The sequence below is a fragment of the Kribbella sp. NPDC056861 genome (genome assembly GCF_040687575.1).
Lineage (GTDB): Bacteria > Actinomycetota > Actinomycetes > Propionibacteriales > Kribbellaceae > Kribbella.
Genome location: NZ_JBFBNQ010000005.1, coordinates 810,434 through 828,895, shown reverse-complemented (window position 1 = coordinate 828,895; position 18,462 = coordinate 810,434). Strand labels below are relative to the sequence as shown.

General features: G+C 69.4%; 9 protein-coding genes. 5 read left to right on the top strand and 4 right to left on the bottom strand.

Features of this window, described 5'->3' with window-relative positions; all coding sequences use genetic code 11:
• Positions 1–93: 93 nt before the first annotated feature.
• Positions 94–453 (top strand): DUF1801 domain-containing protein, encoded by a 360-nt coding sequence (locus AB0P21_RS28040; RefSeq protein WP_363700204.1) that lies wholly within the window; start codon positions 94–96, stop codon positions 451–453.
• On the opposite strand, the gene AB0P21_RS28035 is transcribed toward AB0P21_RS28040, so the two are convergent.
• Together AB0P21_RS28035 and AB0P21_RS28030 are read right to left on the bottom strand one after the other, a co-directional pair.
• Positions 436–1,662: an SWIM zinc finger family protein gene (locus AB0P21_RS28035; RefSeq protein ID WP_363700203.1), complete on the bottom strand. Its 1,227-nt coding sequence runs from the start codon at positions 1,660–1,662 to the stop codon at positions 436–438. The genes AB0P21_RS28040 and AB0P21_RS28035 overlap by 18 nt on opposite strands.
• Positions 1,659–4,466 carry a DEAD/DEAH box helicase gene (locus AB0P21_RS28030; RefSeq protein WP_363700202.1) on the bottom strand — a complete coding sequence of 936 codons (2,808 nt, stop codon included), beginning with the start codon at positions 4,464–4,466 and terminating at the stop codon, positions 1,659–1,661. Before AB0P21_RS28030 ends, AB0P21_RS28035 begins: the two co-directional genes overlap by 4 nt.
• Positions 4,467–4,570: 104 nt before the next feature.
• Here AB0P21_RS28030 and AB0P21_RS28025 point away from each other — a divergent pair, with 104 nt between their 5' ends.
• Entirely contained in the window at positions 4,571–5,545 is a 975-nt protein-coding gene (locus tag AB0P21_RS28025; RefSeq protein ID WP_363700201.1) for a zinc-binding dehydrogenase, read from the top strand.
• Between the two features lie 104 nt (positions 5,546–5,649).
• Here AB0P21_RS28025 and AB0P21_RS28020 read toward each other — a convergent pair whose 3' ends face one another.
• Positions 5,650–6,954: a GGDEF domain-containing protein gene (locus AB0P21_RS28020; RefSeq protein ID WP_363700200.1), complete on the bottom strand. Its 1,305-nt coding sequence runs from the start codon at positions 6,952–6,954 to the stop codon at positions 5,650–5,652.
• 148 nt (positions 6,955–7,102) lie between these two features.
• On the opposite strand from AB0P21_RS28020, the gene AB0P21_RS28015 reads away from it, so the two are divergent.
• Positions 7,103–7,291 carry a DEAD/DEAH box helicase gene (locus AB0P21_RS28015; RefSeq protein ID WP_363700199.1) on the top strand — a complete coding sequence of 63 codons (189 nt, stop codon included), beginning with the start codon at positions 7,103–7,105 and terminating at the stop codon, positions 7,289–7,291.
• A gap of 81 nt (positions 7,292–7,372) precedes the next feature.
• Here the strand turns inward: AB0P21_RS28015 and AB0P21_RS28010 are convergent, their stop codons facing one another.
• Positions 7,373–8,590: an MFS transporter gene (locus AB0P21_RS28010; RefSeq protein WP_363700198.1), complete on the bottom strand. Its 1,218-nt coding sequence runs from the start codon at positions 8,588–8,590 to the stop codon at positions 7,373–7,375.
• A gap of 494 nt (positions 8,591–9,084) precedes the next feature.
• Here AB0P21_RS28010 and AB0P21_RS28005 point away from each other — a divergent pair, with 494 nt between their 5' ends.
• Positions 9,085–11,637 carry an MXAN_6230/SCO0854 family RING domain-containing protein gene (locus AB0P21_RS28005; protein WP_363700197.1) on the top strand — a complete coding sequence of 851 codons (2,553 nt, stop codon included), beginning with the start codon at positions 9,085–9,087 and terminating at the stop codon, positions 11,635–11,637.
• Between the two features lie 138 nt (positions 11,638–11,775).
• On the top strand, positions 11,776–18,423 hold the full coding sequence (locus tag AB0P21_RS28000) for a LamG domain-containing protein (RefSeq protein ID WP_363700196.1): 6,648 nt from the start codon (positions 11,776–11,778) through the stop codon (positions 18,421–18,423).
• Positions 18,424–18,462: the final 39 nt, after the last annotated feature.

Here is an 18,462-nt window from a genome sequence, read left to right as displayed (position 1 = left end):
CTGTGGAGCGTTCGTCAAACCTCTGCACACTATTCGACCCTGATGGAATAGCTGCCGATTGCCGAGTCGCCGGTCAGCCGCCACGATGGGGTGATGGCGGCCACCGAAATCCCCAGCGTCGACGACTACATCGCGTCGTTCCCGGTCGAGGTGCAGGCGATCCTGCAGCAGGTCCGGAAGACGATTCACAGCGTCGTCCCGGGCGCCGGCGAGACGATCAGCTACCAGATCCCGACGATCACGCTGGACGGCAGCTCGCTGCTGTACTTCAGCGGCTGGAAGAAGCACATCGCGGTGTACCCGGTACCGACGGTCGACGACGAGCTGGCCGCGGCGATCGAGCCCTACCTGTCCGGCGCGAGCACGCTCAAGTTCCCGCTCGCCAAGCCGATCCCGTACGAGCTGATCGCGCGGCTGGCCGAGGCGTTCGTCGCATCACGGGCGGCCGAATAGCTCCGCGGGATCAGGGGAGGGCGGCGCGCTCAGCATCCAGTCGCTGAACTGCTTGGTGAACAGGTACCAGAGGCCGTCCGGCCCGAGGCGCAGCTGGGCCCGGTCGGCGGTGATCCGGTTGCCCTCGATCACTCCGTCGAGCGCCTCCAGTCCCTCCGCCAGTGCGCTGGGATCGATCTCGACCGGGTGATCGGTAGCCGCGGCGAGCCCGCCCGCGCCGCCTTCGCGCCAGGCGACCGCCCAACTCGTCAACCGTCGAGCGGTCAGCCCGCTGCGATGCGCGAGGTCGGCCAGGCCCGGCGTACCGAACAAGGCGGCGGCTCGGCGGGCCAGATCCTGATCGCGGGTCAGCCTCAGCCCGCCGTCGCCGTCCCCGGCAGCCAACTCCCAGGCGCGCCGGGCAGCGTCGGTCGCCAGCGCGACCAGATCCTTGCCATCGACACCTGACTGCCGCGGCGGCTCCAGCACCTGTACTGCGGTAGGCGCCCCAGGCTGATTCAACGGCCGCACCGGCATCGGGACAGGCCCCGGCATCCGCTGGAAAGCCGCCTTCGCCAGTACGCCGACAGGCTGCGGCTTGAGCGCCTGCGGCTCGCCGCCGACCGACCGCCGGGCTCGCAGCGCCGACAGCAGCTCGTCCTTCTGCTTGCCGCGCAGCAAGAGCAACTCGAACGGATCCTCGTCCAACGCATCGGCGATCAGGTAGCAGACCGCCGCGGAGTGCTTGCAGGGAACGGCGAAGTCAGGGCAGTTGCAGTCCGTCCGCACCTCACCCGCATCCGGCAGCAGCTCCAGACCGGCCGCCTGGGCGTCGTCGACCAGCTCCGGCGGCAGCTCCCCGTCGAGCAGCGCGGCGACGCGACCGATCTGCGCCGACACCACGTCGAGCACCGCATCCCACTCGGCATCGTCGAACGCGCGGATCTTCACCGTCACCTGGTACGGCGTGACGCGGCTGCCCTGCACCGACGCGCGCACCACCCCCGGCTCGACCTCAACCTCGAGCACGCTGCCACGTCGCGCATACGAGCGCCCACGCCCAAGCCTGTTCGGATCAAGCTGCGCCTGCCGCTCCAACGCCCCGATCCACGCCTTGCCCCACCAGGTCCCTCCGAACGGCCGTCGACTCCCAGCCCCCTTGGCCGCCGGCAGCGCCGCGCTCTCCCCGTCCCGCTGCCTCCACCCCTGCCACGGCGTCCGCTCATTCATGGTGTGCGACCAACTGCAGACGGGTTGTGAGCACTTGCCGCGCCGGACTTGGCAGGCGTCGTCGACAGCTCCACCAACTCGGTCAGCTCGGTATCCGACAGCTCACTCAGCCACGACTCACCCGACCCCACCACCGCATCCGCCAATGCACGCTTGGCCGCGATCACCGACGAGATCCGGTCCTCCAGCGTGTTCTCGGTGACCAGCCGATGCACCTGCACCGGCCGGTCCTGCCCGATCCGATACGCCCGGTCCGTCGCCTGGTCCTCGACCGCCGGGTTCCACCAGCGGTCGTAGTGCACGACATGCGTCGCCTTCGTCAGCGTGAGCCCGACCCCGCCGGCCTTCAGCGACAGCAGGAACACCTGCGCCTCACCCGCCTGGAACTGCTCGACCAGCTGCTCCCGCTTCCGCACCCCGATCCCGCCGTGCAGGAACAACGTGCGCACCTGCCGGGCCGCCAGATGCGCCTCGATCAGCCGGCACATCTCGACGTACTGGCTGAAGATCAGCACCGACTCGCCCTCGGCCAGGATCACGTCGAGCAGCTCGTCCAGCGCCGCGAGCTTGCCCGACCGCCGGGGCAGCGGACCGGGCTCGTGCAGGAACTGCGCCGGATGGTTGCAGACCTGTTTGAGCTGCGTCAGCAGACTCAGCACCAGCCCGCGCCGGGCCATCCCCTCGGCCTCCTCGATCTTGGCCAGCGTCTCCTTCGCCACCGCCTGGTAAAGGGTGGCCTGCTCCGCCGTCAGCGGTACGACGAGATCGTGCTCGGTCTTCTGCGGCAACTCCGGCGCGATCCCCGGATCGCTCTTCTTCCGCCGCAACAGGAACGGCCGGGTCACCCGCGCCAGCCGCGCCGTCGCCTCCTCGTCGTGATACCGCTCGACCGGCACCGCGATGTCCTGCCGGAACCGTTCCAGCGTCCCGAGCAACCCCGGCGCCGCCCAGTCCAGAATCGACCAGAGCTCGGACAGCCGGTTCTCCACCGGCGTCCCGGTCAACGCCAATCTCGTTGCTGCAGGCAACGTTCGCAGCGCACGCGCCGTTCTGGACAAGGGGTTCTTCGCGTGCTGTGCCTCATCGGCGACCGCGAGCCCCCAGAAGATCTCGCCCAGCACCCGATGATCCTGACGCACCACCCCGTACGTCGTCAGCACCACCTCGTCCGGCACCAGGTCGGACAGCGATCGCCCAGCCCCGTGATACCGCCGCACCGGTACTTCGGGGGCGAATTTCGTCAACTCGCGCTCCCACGTCCCGAGCAGCGTCGACGGACACACCACCAGCGTCGGCCCCCGCCCACGCTTCGACAGCTGCAGGTGCAGAGCGATCACCTGGATCGTCTTGCCCAACCCCATGTCGTCGGCCAGACACCCGCCGAACCCCAGCTCGGCCAGCTGCGCCATCCACGCCACGCCTCGCCGCTGGTAATCACGCAACGTCGCCCGCAGCCCCACTGGCTCGGCCAGCGGCTCCGGCTGCTCGGCAGCACGCAGCCGCTCGACCATCGTCAGCAACGAGCCGTCCGCGTCGAAGGCGACCAGCTCACCATCGATCTCCAGCGACCCCGTCAGCGCCGCTCCCAGCGCCTCGGCGCCACTGAGCTTCCGCGATCCACCCCGGCGCAGCTTGCGGACCAGCTCCTGATCGATCCGCACCCACCGCCCGCGCATCCGGATCATCGGACGCTTCGCCTCGGCCAGCGCGGTGACCTCCGCCTCGGTCAGGTCCTGCCCATCCAGCGTCGGCCGCCAGCGGAACGCCAGCAACTCCGTGAGACTGAAGTCGGGACCAGTCACCGCACCCGGCGTCGGCGTCGCCTGAACCGCACCCCGCAAGGCGAGCTCACCCGCGAACAACTCGGCCGGCCACAACACCTCGATCCCAGCGCCGTCGAGCGCATCACTGTCACCCGCCAGCTCGTCCAACGCCTCATCGCCAACCGGTACTTCTGCCGGCGCCGCATCCCGCAACGCCACTCCGAGCGGCGGCCAAACCCGGGCACCACGACGCAACGCCAGCAACAGATCCGTCTCGGCCCGCTCACCCAAAGCAGCCAGTACTGCGGGAGGCGCGTTCCACACATCAGCGACGTCGACCAGCAGACTCGGATCGACGCCGCTCCGCAGTTGGAGCACGGCGCGAAACTCGGAGTCGTCCTCAGGCGGCTCGATTCGCAGTACCAGTCGGGCGCCTGCCTCCTCGCTGCGCGCGGTCTCTTCGAGCCAGGCCGTCGACCCGGTCAACTCGATCGGCTCGACCGCGGCAAAGGCAGCAGCACCACCCCGTACTGCGACTGCCGCGGCGGGCGTGCGCACCAAGGTGTCGGCCAGCGCGTCCCAGAAAGCCCGGACAAGCCGCTCGGGATCGACCAACCTCAATGGCCGCGACCCCTCGACAGCCAGAGCGTGGCCCTGCGCGGGCATGGCCGAAGCGAGATTCCGCAGCCAGCCATGATCGGACGGATCCAATGGCGCCACCCGCCAAGCCCCGAAGCCGACTGGGCTCAAGTCAGGCACCAACCGACCACGCCCGACCAATCCAACACCCGCCAAGGCAGCCGCTGCCCAGGCGCGTCGGCTGCCGGACCACTCGTCGTCAACCGGCTGGGTCAAGAAGGTCAGCGCCTCAGCAACCGGCATCAGGTGAGCAGGCACCTGCACTCGCCGGACCTGCTCGCCGCGGGGGAGGACCAGCTCGACCTTCTCGTGCGCGACCAGACCGGCCGCCGCGAGGTCGCCGTACAGGACCAAGCGGCCCGCTCGCGGCGGGTCAGCTGGTGCGAACGCGATCTCCAACACCCGTCGAACCCTACCGACCGGCACCGACAACCAGCTTGACCTGAACAATGGTTGAGGTAGCAGGGTCGTTCCTGACACCCGAAGACACAGTGAAGGGAACGCGGATGAGGGCAGCGGTAGTGACGAAGTTCGGTGGCCCGGACGTGATCGAGGTCCAGGACTGGCCGGAGCCGGTCGCTGGTCCCGGTCAGGTGCTGGTCGAGATCGAGCTGACCGACCTCATCTTCGTCGAGACGGCGATCCGGCAGGGGCAGCACGGCGGCTTCTTCGACGTGACGCCGCCCTACGTGCCCGGCAACTCGTTCGGGGGAGTCGTGCGCTCGGTCGGTCCGGAGGTCGACCAGCAGTGGATCGGCCGTACCGTGCTCGGCCGGACCGTTGCCTTCGGCGCCCATGCCGAGCTGGCGGTCGCCGCTGTCGAGGAGCTGGTCGAGCTGCCGGACGGCCTGGAGTTGGAGACCGCAGTGGCGGTCTTCGGTGACGGCTTCACCACCTTGCTGCTCGAGCAGCTGGCACCGGCCCTGCAGGGCAAAAAGGTGCTGATCACGGCTGCTGCCGGCGGGATGGGCGTGCTGCTGGTCCAGCTCGCGCACCAGGCCGGCGCCCATGTGATCGCCGCGGCGCGCGGTCAGGCCAAGCTCGACCTGATCAAGGCGCAGGGCGCCGACGTGGTGATCGACTACTCCGTCGCGGGCTGGGACAAGCTGGTGCTGGAAGCAACCAACGGCCAGGGGATCGACGTCGCCTTCGAAGGTGCCGGGGGCGAGCTCGGGGCCGTCGGGTTCGGCACCGTGCGGGACGGTGGCTGGATCTCCGCGCACGGTGCGCCGAGCGGCGGCTTCGCGACGTACGACCCGGCCGAGGCGGAGCGACGTGGGATCACCGTGAAGGGGATCATGGACCTCCGCGCCGACAGCACCGAGGTCGTGGTGGCCGGCCGGGACGTGCTCGAGCGGGCGGCGCGCGGTGACCTGGTCCCGGTGGTCGACCGGACGTTCGCCCTCCAGCAGCTCGGCCAGGCGCACACCGCGGTCGAGTCCCGGTCATTGCTAGGTAAGGCTTTGATCAGGATTCGGTGACTACCGGTTAGACCAATCCCTCCACTGGGCACTGGTACCGATAGCGGTAACCAGCGCTTTGTGGAGGGCTGATCATGTCGCTCACCGATTCCGCGGTACTACGGTCAGTTGTCCCCGACCGGTTGGTCCGAGAGCTCGCCCACAGCAGGCGGGACCGGCCGTGCGGACACGATCGCGTTGCGGCCTTCGCGCTTGGCGGTGAGCAGCGCGTTGTCGGCGGCCAGCACCAATTGGTCCATCGTGCCCGCCACCTCCGGATAGATCGCGGCACCGAACGAAGCGGGCACACCGTTGATCACCGTCTTCGACGTCCCGGTGGTGCTGACCGCGACGGTCAGCGTCGCCAGCCGCTCCCGGATCCGCTCCGCGACCTCGAGCACCTCGGACTCCGAGGCCCCGGGCAGCAGCACGGCCAGCTCGTCGCCGCCGACGCGGGCCACCAGGTCGCCCTTGCGCACCTCGGCCCGGACGCTCTCGCCGACCGCCTTCAGGGCCTGGTCGCCGGCCGGGTGGCCGTAGGTGTCGTTGATCTCCTTGAACTTGTCCAGGTCGAGCAGCAGCAGGCCTACCTGGCTGTGCAGCGTCTCGGCCCGGGCCAGCTCCACCGGCACTGCGCTGGCCCAGTACGACGGGGTGGCGAGGCCGGTCTTCACATCCGTGCCGGCCGCCCGCTGGTACTGCGGGAGCAGCAGGTCGCGGTGCAGCGCGAGCACGGTCACCATCAGCACCGGGACGACCCATGGGTATGACGTCTGTACCGCCGCGATCGCCACGCCCAGGCCCAGCCCGGCGCAGACCACCAGTTGGTCGGACAGCTCGCCCAGCGCTTCGCGAGCGGTCGCCTCCGGGGAGGCCAACAGGATCGCGCCGATCACCAGCGCGTAGTTCACCAGCCACCAGGTCGCCCCGGCGGCGATCACGACGAGCAGCGACAGGAAGCTGACCGGCACCCGCGGCTCGGCGACCAGTCCGCCGGCCCGCAGGACGGCGGCAGCGGCGGCGCTGGCCAGCACGTAGGTGGAGGTGGAGAAGATCTTGCGGTGGGCAACTGTCCGTCCGTACACCCGGAACCAGGAGTACAGGTAGGCCAGCACGATCAGCGGGATCACCAGCGACAGCGGCAGCAACAGCAGGCTGGCGAAGATCCACAGGCACTTCAGGTTCGAGTGCGGTGAGGTGTTGGCGGCCATCTCCCGGCGGCGCTCGATCCCGCGGACCAGCTCCAGATGCAGCGTCGAGGCAACGGCCAGGACGGCGAAGGCGGCCCACTCCGAGGAGGTGACACCGGGACCGGACAGCGTCGAGCGGACCGCGAGGGAGGTGATGGTGACCGCAATCACATCAATTGCGAGCACATATCCCAACGCCGCGGGCGGCAACGACCAGAGCTTCCATTGTCGGGGTGGCACCCAACTGCTCCGACCGATCAGAATCATCTCAGCCTCACACAGTTCGACCTGAACGGTTATGTCTTCATCGTAACGGCCTGTTCACGTCAGGTCACCCCTGTGTCCGGATTCATTACGCGGACTCCACCACTTCGAAGGGTCGAAAATCATGAGCAAGGCAGCGCGCGCGACCGGTACCGGCAACGACTGGTTCATCGGCGGCAACGACTGGTTCCAGGGCGGAAACGACTGGTTCGCAGGCGGGAACGACTGGTTCACCGGTGGCGGTAACGACTGGTTCACCGGGGGTAACGACTGGTTCGTGCCGGCCGGTGCGCAGGGCGGTAACGATTGGTGACGAAAGGTAAATCTTTACCTTTCCTTTACGCCCGGCCGAACTGATTCACACCGGCAATTCGGCCGGCTTTCGAGATTGCCTTCACGCGGATTTTACCGAAATCCGCCGGGCCTGCCGCCAGGCGGAACCCGCGACCACCGCGGTGACCACCCCGGCGGCCCCCATCACGGCCAATGCCAGCGACGGCGTGAACCGTTCGGCCAGGACTCCGGCGAGCAGGATGCCGAGGCCCTGGCTGCTCTTCAGCGCAGTACTCGCTACGCCGAAGGCCTGACCCCGTTGGTGGTCGGGCACTGCCTGGACGAAGCTCGCGCTGGCCGGCAGATGGTAGGACGACGCGACCCCGGACAGGCCCCAGAGCAGCACTGTGACGGCCAATCCGGGTTTGAGGGCGCAGAACACCAACGGAACGCAGGCTGCGATCGCCAGCGGCCCGAGGAATCGCATCCGGCGCTCGGGGGGCCAGAGGGTGATCAGCCACATCCCGAGGACCGCGCCGGCAGGTTGGGCTGCCAGCAGCAGCCCGGCTGCCTCTGCTCCGCCGCCGATCTCGTCGGCATAGGGGACCGCCAGGCCCTCCACCGTGACGTAGAAGCCGGCGACGGTCGCCAAGGCGACCAGGGCGCGCAGGCTCGGAGTACGGGCTACCAGGGATGCTCCGGCAACCAGGTCCTTGAAGTAGCTGCGTCGGGGCTCGCCCTCGGACTGCTGCGAGGGTGCCGGTCGATGGCGTACGCCGAAACCGATGAAGGCCGCGGACAGCAGGAAGGTCGCCGAGTCGAGCAGCAGAGCACCGGAGGTGCCCACTGCGACCACTGCCAGGCCGCCTGTTCCGAAGCCGAGTACCTGGCTGAACTGGACGACCATGTCGTTCGCGGCCTTGCCCAGGACGTAGTGGTCGTCTGGCAGTACCACCGGGAGAGTAGCGGCCCGAGCGGCGTTGAACGGCGACCCGAAGGCCTGCAGCCCGACCAGCAGCAGGATGACCACCAGCAGCGGCAGCGCATCGACTGCCATCGCGGCGACCAGAACGGCGCGCGCGAGGTCCGTGATGATCATCACGCGGCGCCGCGGATAGCGATCGGCGAACCCGGCCAGTAACGGCCCGAACACCAGATCCGGGATGTAGGTCAGCGCGTAGGTGAGCGCCGTCAGCCCGGCCGACTCGGTTCGCTCGAACACCAGTACGGACAAGGCGACCCGGGCCAGCTGGTCGCCGATCACCGACAGCACGCCCGCCATGAACAGGGCGCGGAACTCGGGATGCCCGAACACATCGCGCCAGCGCGCCTTCGTCACCACCCGGCCACCATGCCGCAGACCTTAACCACTATCCGTGGTCTGACACCTCCTGCCCGTCACACCGAGGGTTTCCCTGCGCACCGGCAGGGTGCCGGCCGGACCCGATCCGTCACGGTGACCGAACACACGGTGACTGGTCAGTACCAGGGCTGGCACTGGTGTGCTGCATTCAAGGGTTTGAAGCGGCAAATCAGTGTCAAAAGTGGCAGCCGGTGACGCAGGACTTGTCCGCCGCCCGTAGACTGGTCTTGTCTGGTACCGGGGTCTGGGCGGGGCGGCTCCGACCCTGGTGCCGGACTTCTTTTCTGCCCGGTCTTCGACCCAGCTTTCGGCCCGGTCGTCGGCCCGCCGGAAACTGTCGGTGCCACCCGGTAGCGTTCGAGTTGCCAGGGGCGGCTCCTGGACGTGCTTCCTTCTCCTCTTTCCAGGCAACGTAGCGCGCCCGCTCTCCGCCCCTGGCAGCTCTTGCTGTCTATTCGGGGGAGGCATCGATGCCGCACGCGCTCGCTGCTGTGTTGCTGCGCCGCAGCCGGCTGGTCGACGCCGACGCCCTGACCCCACCGGTACGCCGCTCCGCCTGGAGCTGGCTGCGGCGTCCACTGACCACCCCGGCCGGCCTGTCCGCGTTGCAGGCAGACCTGATCGAGCACGGGCTGCTGCTGTCCGCAGACCTCTACCGGTACTGCGCAGGCCTCAGCCCGTTGGCGCTGGCCGGCTTCGGCCGCACAGTGCTCGACCTGCTCGACCTGGAGCCAGGCGCGAACGCATCCCACGTGCCACTCTTCCGCGGCTTCCCCGAGAGTGTGCCCGGCAACACCGAGACGTTCTACATCGACCGAGTCTTCGCGCAGTTGCTCCAAGAGCCGAATCAGCCCTGCGTGCTGTGTGGCGAGGCGAAGACGGTCCATCCGGTCTCGCCCTGCGCGCACCTGGTCTGCCGCTCCTGCTGGGACGGCTCCGACTTCAGCGCTTGCCCGCTGTGCCTGCGGCGCATCGATCCCGACGATCCGTTCCTGCAGCCTTCGTTCGACGAGGTGCCGACACCGGTTCGCACCAGGCGGTTGCGGCTGCTGTCTCTTGCGCCGCCGGACGCAGCACGTAGTACGGCGTCAGGGCTGTTGGCGCGCCGCGCGCCTTTGTCGGAGGCAGACCGCGCGGATCTCGCGGTGCTGCTGGCCGAGGCGGACCCGAGCTGGCTGCCCGACATCATCCCCGTGCGCGAGACCCGTGCGGTCGTTCTGGCCGAGCTGCTGCCGCGATTCCCTGCCCTGCTTGACGATCTGGTCGAGACCGCGACCGACGTACTCCGCCTGCTCTACGTGCTGATGGGCGCCGACCCTGGCCTCCGCACCCGGCCGATCCGCCGACGCTCGCTGTCGCGGGCCACTCGGCGGCAGGTGCTGGCCCGCCTCGACCGGCTGCCGGTCGAGGCGCTCGTCGAGGACATGCTGCGGCACGGCCGCGCGTGGAAGCGGATCGCGGAAAACCTGCACCCGTTCGAGTTCGCGGCCCGCTATCCGGTCGCCGCGCTGGCCTTCGCCGTGGTCCGCCGGACCAAGCTGGACGGGTCGACGCCGACCGGCCTGGCCGTGCTGAGCGAGGCGGCGGCGCATCCACTGATCCGGTTGGAGGACAACCGGCTCACGATGAGCACCTTCGCGAGCCGCATTGAGGGCGCGTTCAGCTACGACCGGCCGGATCTCGCGCTCGACCTGCTGCGCGGCCGGCCGGGGGAGATGCTGCGCCGGCTGGTCCAGTTGGCCCGGGCGCTCCCGCCCGAAGCGCAGCCCAGGCTGGTCGACGCGGTGATGACCGCGGTGTCCGATGTCTCGCCGGTCGTCCTGACCGCAGCGCTCGGTCAGCTCCGTACTCCGCCCGGCGATTTGCGGTTGTTCTTCCCGCGCGGTGGCACCACCCGGATCTGGACCACCGTGGACGAGCGCGACCCGCTGCCGGCCGGGCCGGCCGCGGCGCTGGGCGGAGTACTGGTCACCGAGTTGTTGCGGCGGGCAACGGCATTGCCGCGGATCCGGCGGGCGTTCCTCGACGAGGAGCTGTCCCGGCTGGCGGCACCGGGGTCGGAGCGGGGCGCCTCCTCGACGCTGCTGCGGATGACCCGGGGGAGCGCGCAGCCGATCCCGGAGGACGAGCTGCTGCGGCTCTTCCTGCACTGGGTCGAGCCGGCCGGGCGCCGGGTGGATCTCGACCTGTCGGTGGCGGTCTTCGACGAGGACTGGGCTTTCGTCGGGCTGTGCGACTACACCCGGTACAGGTTCGATCAGGACGCGCTGGTGCACTCGGGCGATCTGACGTCTGCGCCCGGACCGGACGGGTCGACCGAGTTCGTCGACCTGGACCTGATCGCGATGCAGCGGGTCGGCGGGCGGTACGTGCTGCCGGTGGTGTTCAGCTACAACAACGTTGCCTTCGACAAGCTGGAGCGCGGCTTCGCCGGCGTGATGCGCACCCCGTCCCAGCTCTTCGACCCGGCGGCGGTGGAGGAGCGGTTCGACCTGGCCGGACCGGCGAAGATCCTGCTGCCGTTCGGCATCGACCTGCGCACCAAGCAGCTCCGCTGGTACGACGTGAACCTGAGCGCCGCCGGCTACGGGCACAACGTCGCGCGGTACGGCGGGCAGATCGCGCTGATGGCCGCAGCGATCGAGGAGACCCACGGCGCCGGTGACCGGGTCAGCCTGTGGGAGCTGGCGTGCTGGCACGCCGCCGCGCGCACCAACGAGGTGGTGGTTCGCTGCGCCGACGGCTCGATCGTCGGCTACCTGCGCGGCGACACCGAAGAGGTGGCCGACTTCGCCCGCCGGCTGACCGCTCGCCTCGAGCCGGACCGTTACTGGGATCTCGACGCAGCCAACCGCGCGGACTTCGTCGCGGTCGTCAACGGCGACATCGACCCCAAGTCGGGCGCCGAGGTCTATGCGCTGCACCCGCAGCTGCTCGACCCGGGCAATCTCGACCTCGTCGACGCACCTCATCTGCTCTCCACTCTCGCCCCGGACGCCCGCGCGAAGATCGCCACCCGCTGACCCCCTCTCGTGCTCTTTTCAGCCTCAGTGGAATGTGGTGCGCGCCGCTCGCCGCCGACCTAGGGTCTCCCCGGCGAGGCGTCGGGGTGACGGCTGCCACAACGTGAGGGGTGGGCCGTGGGGCCGATAGGTATGTCTGTGCGGAACCGTGCCGCGAAGCGGATCGCGGGACTGATCTCGCTGGCGATGCTGGCGGCGGTGTTGCCGATGGCATCGATCGTCGAACCGGCCGATGCGGTGACCTTGCCGCCGCTGCGCGCGGTCGCCGGGGCTCCTGACGCCCAGGCCGCTCAGTCCGCGGCTCGCCGGCAGGGCTCCAAGGTCGAGGTCACCAACCTGCGGACCGAGAAGCAGACCGTCTTCGCAGCCCCGGACGGCACCATGAACCTGGAGCTGTCGCCGACCCCCGTCCGGGTCAAGCAGGGCAGCTCGTGGGTCGGCGTCGAGACCGACCTGGTACGCCGTACCGACGGTTCGGTCGGCCCTGCGGCGGCCTCGGTGGAGCTGAGCTTCTCCGGTGGCGGCAAGACCACGCCGTTGGTGGCCTTCGGCAAGGACGGCAAGCGGCTCGCGCTCAGCTGGCCGGGTGAGCTGCCCGAACCGAAGCTGGTGGGTCCCACCGCGACGTACCCGGAGGTCCGCCCGGGCGTCGACCTGGTGATGACCGCGACAGCCGCCGGCTACACCCAGCACCTCGTGGTCAAGAACGCTGCCGCGGCCGTGGCCCTCACCCGGGTCGAGCTCGGGATGCAGACCACCGGCATGACGATCGCGGCCACCAGGACCGGCGCGCTGGAGGCGAAGGACAGCAAGGGCCAGGTCGCGTTCACCGCGCCGCCGTCGGCGATGTGGGACTCCGGCGCGCTGACCTCCGTGGCGGCCGTCGAGGTCACGGCGAAGAAGCTGACTCTGGTCCCGGACCAGAAGCTGATGCGTGACCCGAAGGCGAGGTTCCCGATCACGGTCGACCCGAACTGGAACACCTGGGACAAGAACTTCTGGACCTCGGTCGTCTCCGGCAATCCGGACCGGGCGTACCCGAACACCAGCCCCGGCGGCAGTGACGTCGCCCAGGTCGGCAAGTGCGACTGGAGCAACTGCGGGATCGTGGGGACTGCCCGTTCGTACTTCCAGTTCGACACCGGCGCCGGCGGGATTCTGCAGGGCAAGGCGATCATGGGTGCCTGGCTCGACACGGCCGTCGTGCACAGCGGTAACTGCACCGACAGTTGGCACACGCTGCACGTCAGCGCCCGGGTCGACGGCAACACCAAGTGGTCCAACATGCCGACGGGTGGCGAGATCGCCGGTGCCAACGCACCTCGCGCGAACACCAACGGCAACTGCGGGGGCTGGAAGCCCTTCTCCTTCGGGCTGCCGACCAATCAGATCAACGCCGGTGGCACGTCGACGTACTACCTCCAGGCCGGCAACGAAGGCGACTCGTCGTTCTGGCGCAAGTACGACCCGGCCGCGACCAAGCTGCGGGTCAGGTTCAACGGCGCCCCGAACACCCCCGGCAACGTCCGCACCGACCCGCCGCTGGCGGCGGCCTGCAAGTGGTGCAACGGCACCCAGTACTTCTCCGGCACCTCGATCCGGTTGCTCGCCGGCCTGTCCGATCCGGACGGCAACAGCGTGCTGCCGCAGTGGGACATCTACACCAACGGCGCCGTGGAGAACCGCTACGGCGGCCTGCAGGGCAACGGCGCGACGCACGACACCACGGTCGCGCTGACCGAGGGCAAGACGATGGAGTGGTACGTCCGGGGCTGGGACACCGACGAGAACAACGGGAACCGCCTCGCCTCCGGTCCCTGGGTGAAGGGACCGGGTCCGTTCGTCGTCGACAGGACAGCTCCCTCGTCGGCGCCCAAGGTGAGCGCCGTGCTCTATCGCCAGGACAACCGCTGGCACGGCGGCGTCGGCGTGCCGGACACGCTCACCTTCGAGCGAACCACGCTGAGCCCGCCGGACGCCGGTACCGCGGATGTCGACCACTACCTGTGGGGCACCAGCAATCCGCCGACCAAGTGGGCCGACGCGACCGGAGCCCTGGGTGGCCCGGCCACCGTGACCTTCGCGCCGGAGACCGACGGACCGCAGGACATCTTCGTCCAGAGCGTGGACCGGGCCGGGAACAAGAGCCCGATCCAGACTCATCACATCTACGTGCGGGCCGGGAACGGCGCCCTTTCGCAGTACCCGCTGGACGGCAACACCACCGACGAGGCGTTCCTCGGCGACCGGGACGGCGCGCTGGCCGGCGGGCCGACGTACGGGACCGGCGCGATCGGCAGCGCGCTGCGGCTGGACGGTCTCGACGACTCATTCTCGGCACCCGGCGCGGTCCGGACCGACACGAGCTTCTCGGTCTCCGCGTGGGTCAAGCCGGAAGCGCTGCCTGACAGCCAGGTGGCCGCGATCGCCACCCAGGAAGGAGATCGGGTCGGGGCGTTCTACCTGAACTATCGCGGCGACAGCCGCAAACTGACCTTCCAGCTGACCAACAGCGACCAGGACGAGCCGAACTCGCAGTGGGTCCAGGGTCCGGCCATTCCGATCGGCGCGTGGAGCCATGTGACCGGCGTCCACGACCAGCAGAGCAACAAGCTGCGGCTCTACCTGAACGGCGCGAAGGTCGGCGAGACGGCGCTGCCGGCCGCCTTCACGCACTGGGCGGCAGCCGGTCCGCTGAGCGTCGGCCGGGACAAGTGGAACGGCAACTTCGGTGACTGGTTCAAGGGGTCGATCGACGAGGTACAGGTCTTCGACCGTGCGCTGACCGACGCCGACGTACGGGCCGCTGTCGGGCGCGACAACGTCCGGACCGGCCAGTGGAAGCTCGACGACCAGCCCGGGACGACGGCGCGCAACGACGTCGACGGCGGCTCCGACCTGGTGCTGTACGGCAACGCGGCGCTGTCCGGCCCGGCCGGCGGTGGCGCACTCGGCGGCGCACTCCAGCTCAGTGGGAGCGTCAGCAGCTACGCGGCCACCAGCGGACCGGTACTGCGGACAGACCAGAGCTACACGATCGGCAGTTGGGTGAAGGCCACCCAGGCGCCGCCGGAGGGGCAGGCCGTCACGGCGGTATCGGCCGACAGCACCACGAACAGCGCGTTCTTCGTCAACTATCGGACCGTCGGCGGCAAGGGCAGGTGGGAGTACCTCGTACCGTCCGCCGACACCGGTACGCCACGGGCCGCCGATGCCCAGATCCTGTCGACCGTCGAGGCCAAGCTCGACGTGTGGACCCACCTGGCCGCCGTCTACGACGCACCGGCCCACCAGATCAAGCTGTACGTCGACGGCAAGCTCGCCGGCACCATCGCCCAGAACGCCGGCTTCAACGCGGCCGGGCCGCTGACGATCGGTCGCGGCAGGTGGGGCGGCACACTGAACGGTCCGTGGAAGGGCTCGATCGACGACCTGCGCGCCTACAACCGGGAGCTGTCCGAGGCGGAGCTCCAGGGCATCGTTGCCCGCAGCAACGTCACGGCCGGTAGCTGGAAGCTGGACGGCACCGCGAACGACAGCTCCGGCCGGGGGCTCAACGGCACGCTCAGCGACGGGGTGCTCTGGACCGGCGGTCAGTCGGCCAACCCGGCACCGGGCGACCTGGCGTTGAAGCTCAACGGCACCAGCACACACCTGTCGGCGCCGGCGGCCCTCGATCTGCGGCAGAGCTTCTCGGCAACGGCGTGGGTGCGGCTCGACTCCGATGCCCACAGCGCCGCGGTGGTCTCCCAGGACGCCGGACGGATCAGCGCGTTCAACCTGCACCTGGCCCGGGACAAGAAGTGGGTGATGGCGATGCGCAGCTGCGACGCCAACTGGGTCTGCCTCGAGAGCAGGGCGACCGGCCCGGAGGCGCAACTGGGGGCCTGGACCCATCTGGCCGCCGTCTACGACGCCTCCGCGGGACAGCTGGCGATCTACGTCAACGGCGTACTCACCGGATCCCAGGCGTACAAGCACACCTGGGACTACGCGGCGGGTCCGCTCCGGATCGGTCGCGCCACCTGGGTCGACGGGAGCATGGTCGACTTCTTCCCCGGGGCGATCGACGACGTCAACGTCTACAGCCGGGTGTTGTTCGCCGACGAGATCCGGGCGATGGCCGGCCGTGACCTGACCCTGGCGCACAACTGGCGCCTGGACGAGCCGAGCGGCGCCACCGCGGCCGACTCGGTCGGCGCCCGCGGCGGTGCGCTGACCGGCGCGACGCACGTGGTCGGCAAGCTCGGCAACGCGCTCGACCTCGACGGCGTGGACGACACGGTCACCACCACCGGCGTGGACGTCGACACGGCGAAGAGCTTCACCGTCTCGTCCTGGGTCAAGCTGCGCCGGATCTGCGATCCCGGCGAGGAGTTCCAGTGCCGGTTCACCGCGGTCAGCCTGGACGGCGGCGCCACCAGCAAGTTCCGGCTCGGCCTGGTCCGCGACATCGACAACCACCCGTTCGGCGCCTGGACCTTCGAGATGCCGGAGGCCGACGGCACGGTGACGAAGGCGTCGGTCTCCGCGGAGGAATCGGATCTCGGCAGTTGGGTCCAGCTGGTCGGTGTGTACGACGCCAAGGCGCAACAGATCTGGCTCTATGTCAACGCGACGCGGCAGAGCGACGGCACCTTGAACACGCCGTGGAAGGCGACCGGAGGACTGCAGCTCGGCCGCGGCCGGGTCGACGGCGCAGCCGCGGAGTACTGGCCGGGGCAGCTCGACGACGTCCGCGTCTACACCGGTGCGTTGGACAAATCGCGGATCGAGACGCTGTTCGCGTCGTACCCGGTGACCGGCGGTGGAACGCCGACCATGCCGACGGACCCAGCGGCGTACTGGAAGTTCGAGGAAGGCACCGGTACGGCGCTGGCCGATGCCTCGGGCAAGGGCAGGACGGCGACCATGCGCGGCACCGCGACCTGGACGGGCGGCCGTAGTGGCGCGGGCGCCTGGTTCGACGGGATCACCGGGTACGCCGACACCGGTACGCCGGTGCTGAACACGGCGGGCAGCTTCTCCGCCTCTGCCTGGGTCTACCTGACCCAGACCGGGCAGGGGAACCGGACGATCGTCGCGCAGGACGGCAACCGCAACAGCGCCTTCCTGCTGCAGTACAACAGCCAGGCCAACCGATGGGCGGTGATCGTGCCGTCGGCCGACCAGGACAATCCGGCCGACAGGGTCCTGCTGACCTCCCCGCAAGAGGTCGTCACCGGACTCTGGACCCAGGTCGCCGTCTCCTACGACTCCGGGCTCAAGCAGCTCAAGCTGTACGTCAACGGCGTGCTGGCAGCGGCGCAGGTCGGGGTGACACCGCAAGCCTCGACCGGCAGCACGACGATCGGCAGGGGCAAGTGGAACGGCGGTCCGGTCGACTACTTCGCGCGCGGGATCGACGAGGTCCGGTTGTTCACCCGGGCGCTGTCCGACGGTGAGATGGGCAAGCTGCACGACGACGCGGCGGCGGTGTCGATCGGGTCCTGGCGGTTCGACGACGGCACCCCGCGGGACTGGTCGCATCGGACCAACCCGATGACGACTGCCGGGACGCTCGGCTACCCGGACAGCCCGATCGGTGGGAAGGCGCTGCAGCTCGATGGGCAGAGCGCCGCCACCGGCCAGTACTGGGTCGGGGCGCCGCGCGACAGCTACAGCATCTCGGCCTGGGCGAAGCTGACCCGCGGCGACAAGGTGGCCACCGTGGTCGGCCAGGACGGCGACAAGATGAGTGGCTTCGTCCTGCAGTACCGGCCGGGGCTCGACCGCTGGGTGTTCGGTACGCCGGACCGGGACGCGGAAGGCGCAGCTTCGGCGTACGCGGTGTCGGGGAAGCCGGCCGTGCTGAACGAGTGGACGCATCTGGTCGCGGTGCACGACTATGCGGCGCACCAGTTGCGGCTGTACGTGAACGGTGCGTTGGCGGGGACGAAGAACGACGTGACAGTGGTGGACAGCTGGGGTGGTCTGACGATCGGGCGGGCGAAGGTCAACGGCGTACCGGCTGATTACTTCACTGGGCTGATCGACGAGGTGCAGACCGAGCAGGGGATGGTGCCTGACGCCGAGATCGCGCTGCGGGCGGCGTACGGGCAACCGGCGGCTGGGCAGATCGGCCGGTTCGTCAACGCGGCCGGCGCTCGCTACACGGGCAGTACGGACGAACCGGTCCGGGCCGGCTACCACTTCGAGCGGTCGCTCGGAGCGCCGGTGGCGGCCGGGACCAACACGAAGGTGCTCGACTTCGGCCGGGTGTACACGGTGAAGCCGACCAACCTCTCGACCTTGCCGCTGTATCGCTGCACCTCGGGCTCGACCACGCTGGAGTCTCAGCAGGCCGACTGCGAGGGCCTCGGCACCCAGAGCGAGTTGCTCGGCTACACGCTCGCCTACGCCCGGCTGGCCCGGTACAACAACCCGGTGGCCGCTGATCACCACAGCACGACGTCCGAGGTCAATCCCGGCTACCGGTCCGAAGGCCAGCAGGGATGGCTGGCCAAGGCTCCCGGCGCCGGGGCGCAGCCGTTGATGTCCTGCCGCGACGGGGTCGACAACTTCCTGTCCGACCAGGCCGACTGCGAGGGCAAGACCGCGGTGGGCGCGATCGGGAACATCTGGCCGACGGCGCCGGCCGGACTGACCAGCGCGCCGATCTACCGTTGCTCGCTCAACGGTGAGCGGTTCGTCTCCAAGGTGCAGAACTGCGAGGGCCTCACCCTCGAACGGCAACTCGGCTACGTGCTGACGGCACTGCCTGACGTCGCCGCGGTCTTCGTGTGAGAGTTCGATGACTTTTCCGGCGTCGATGCGGTGATCATC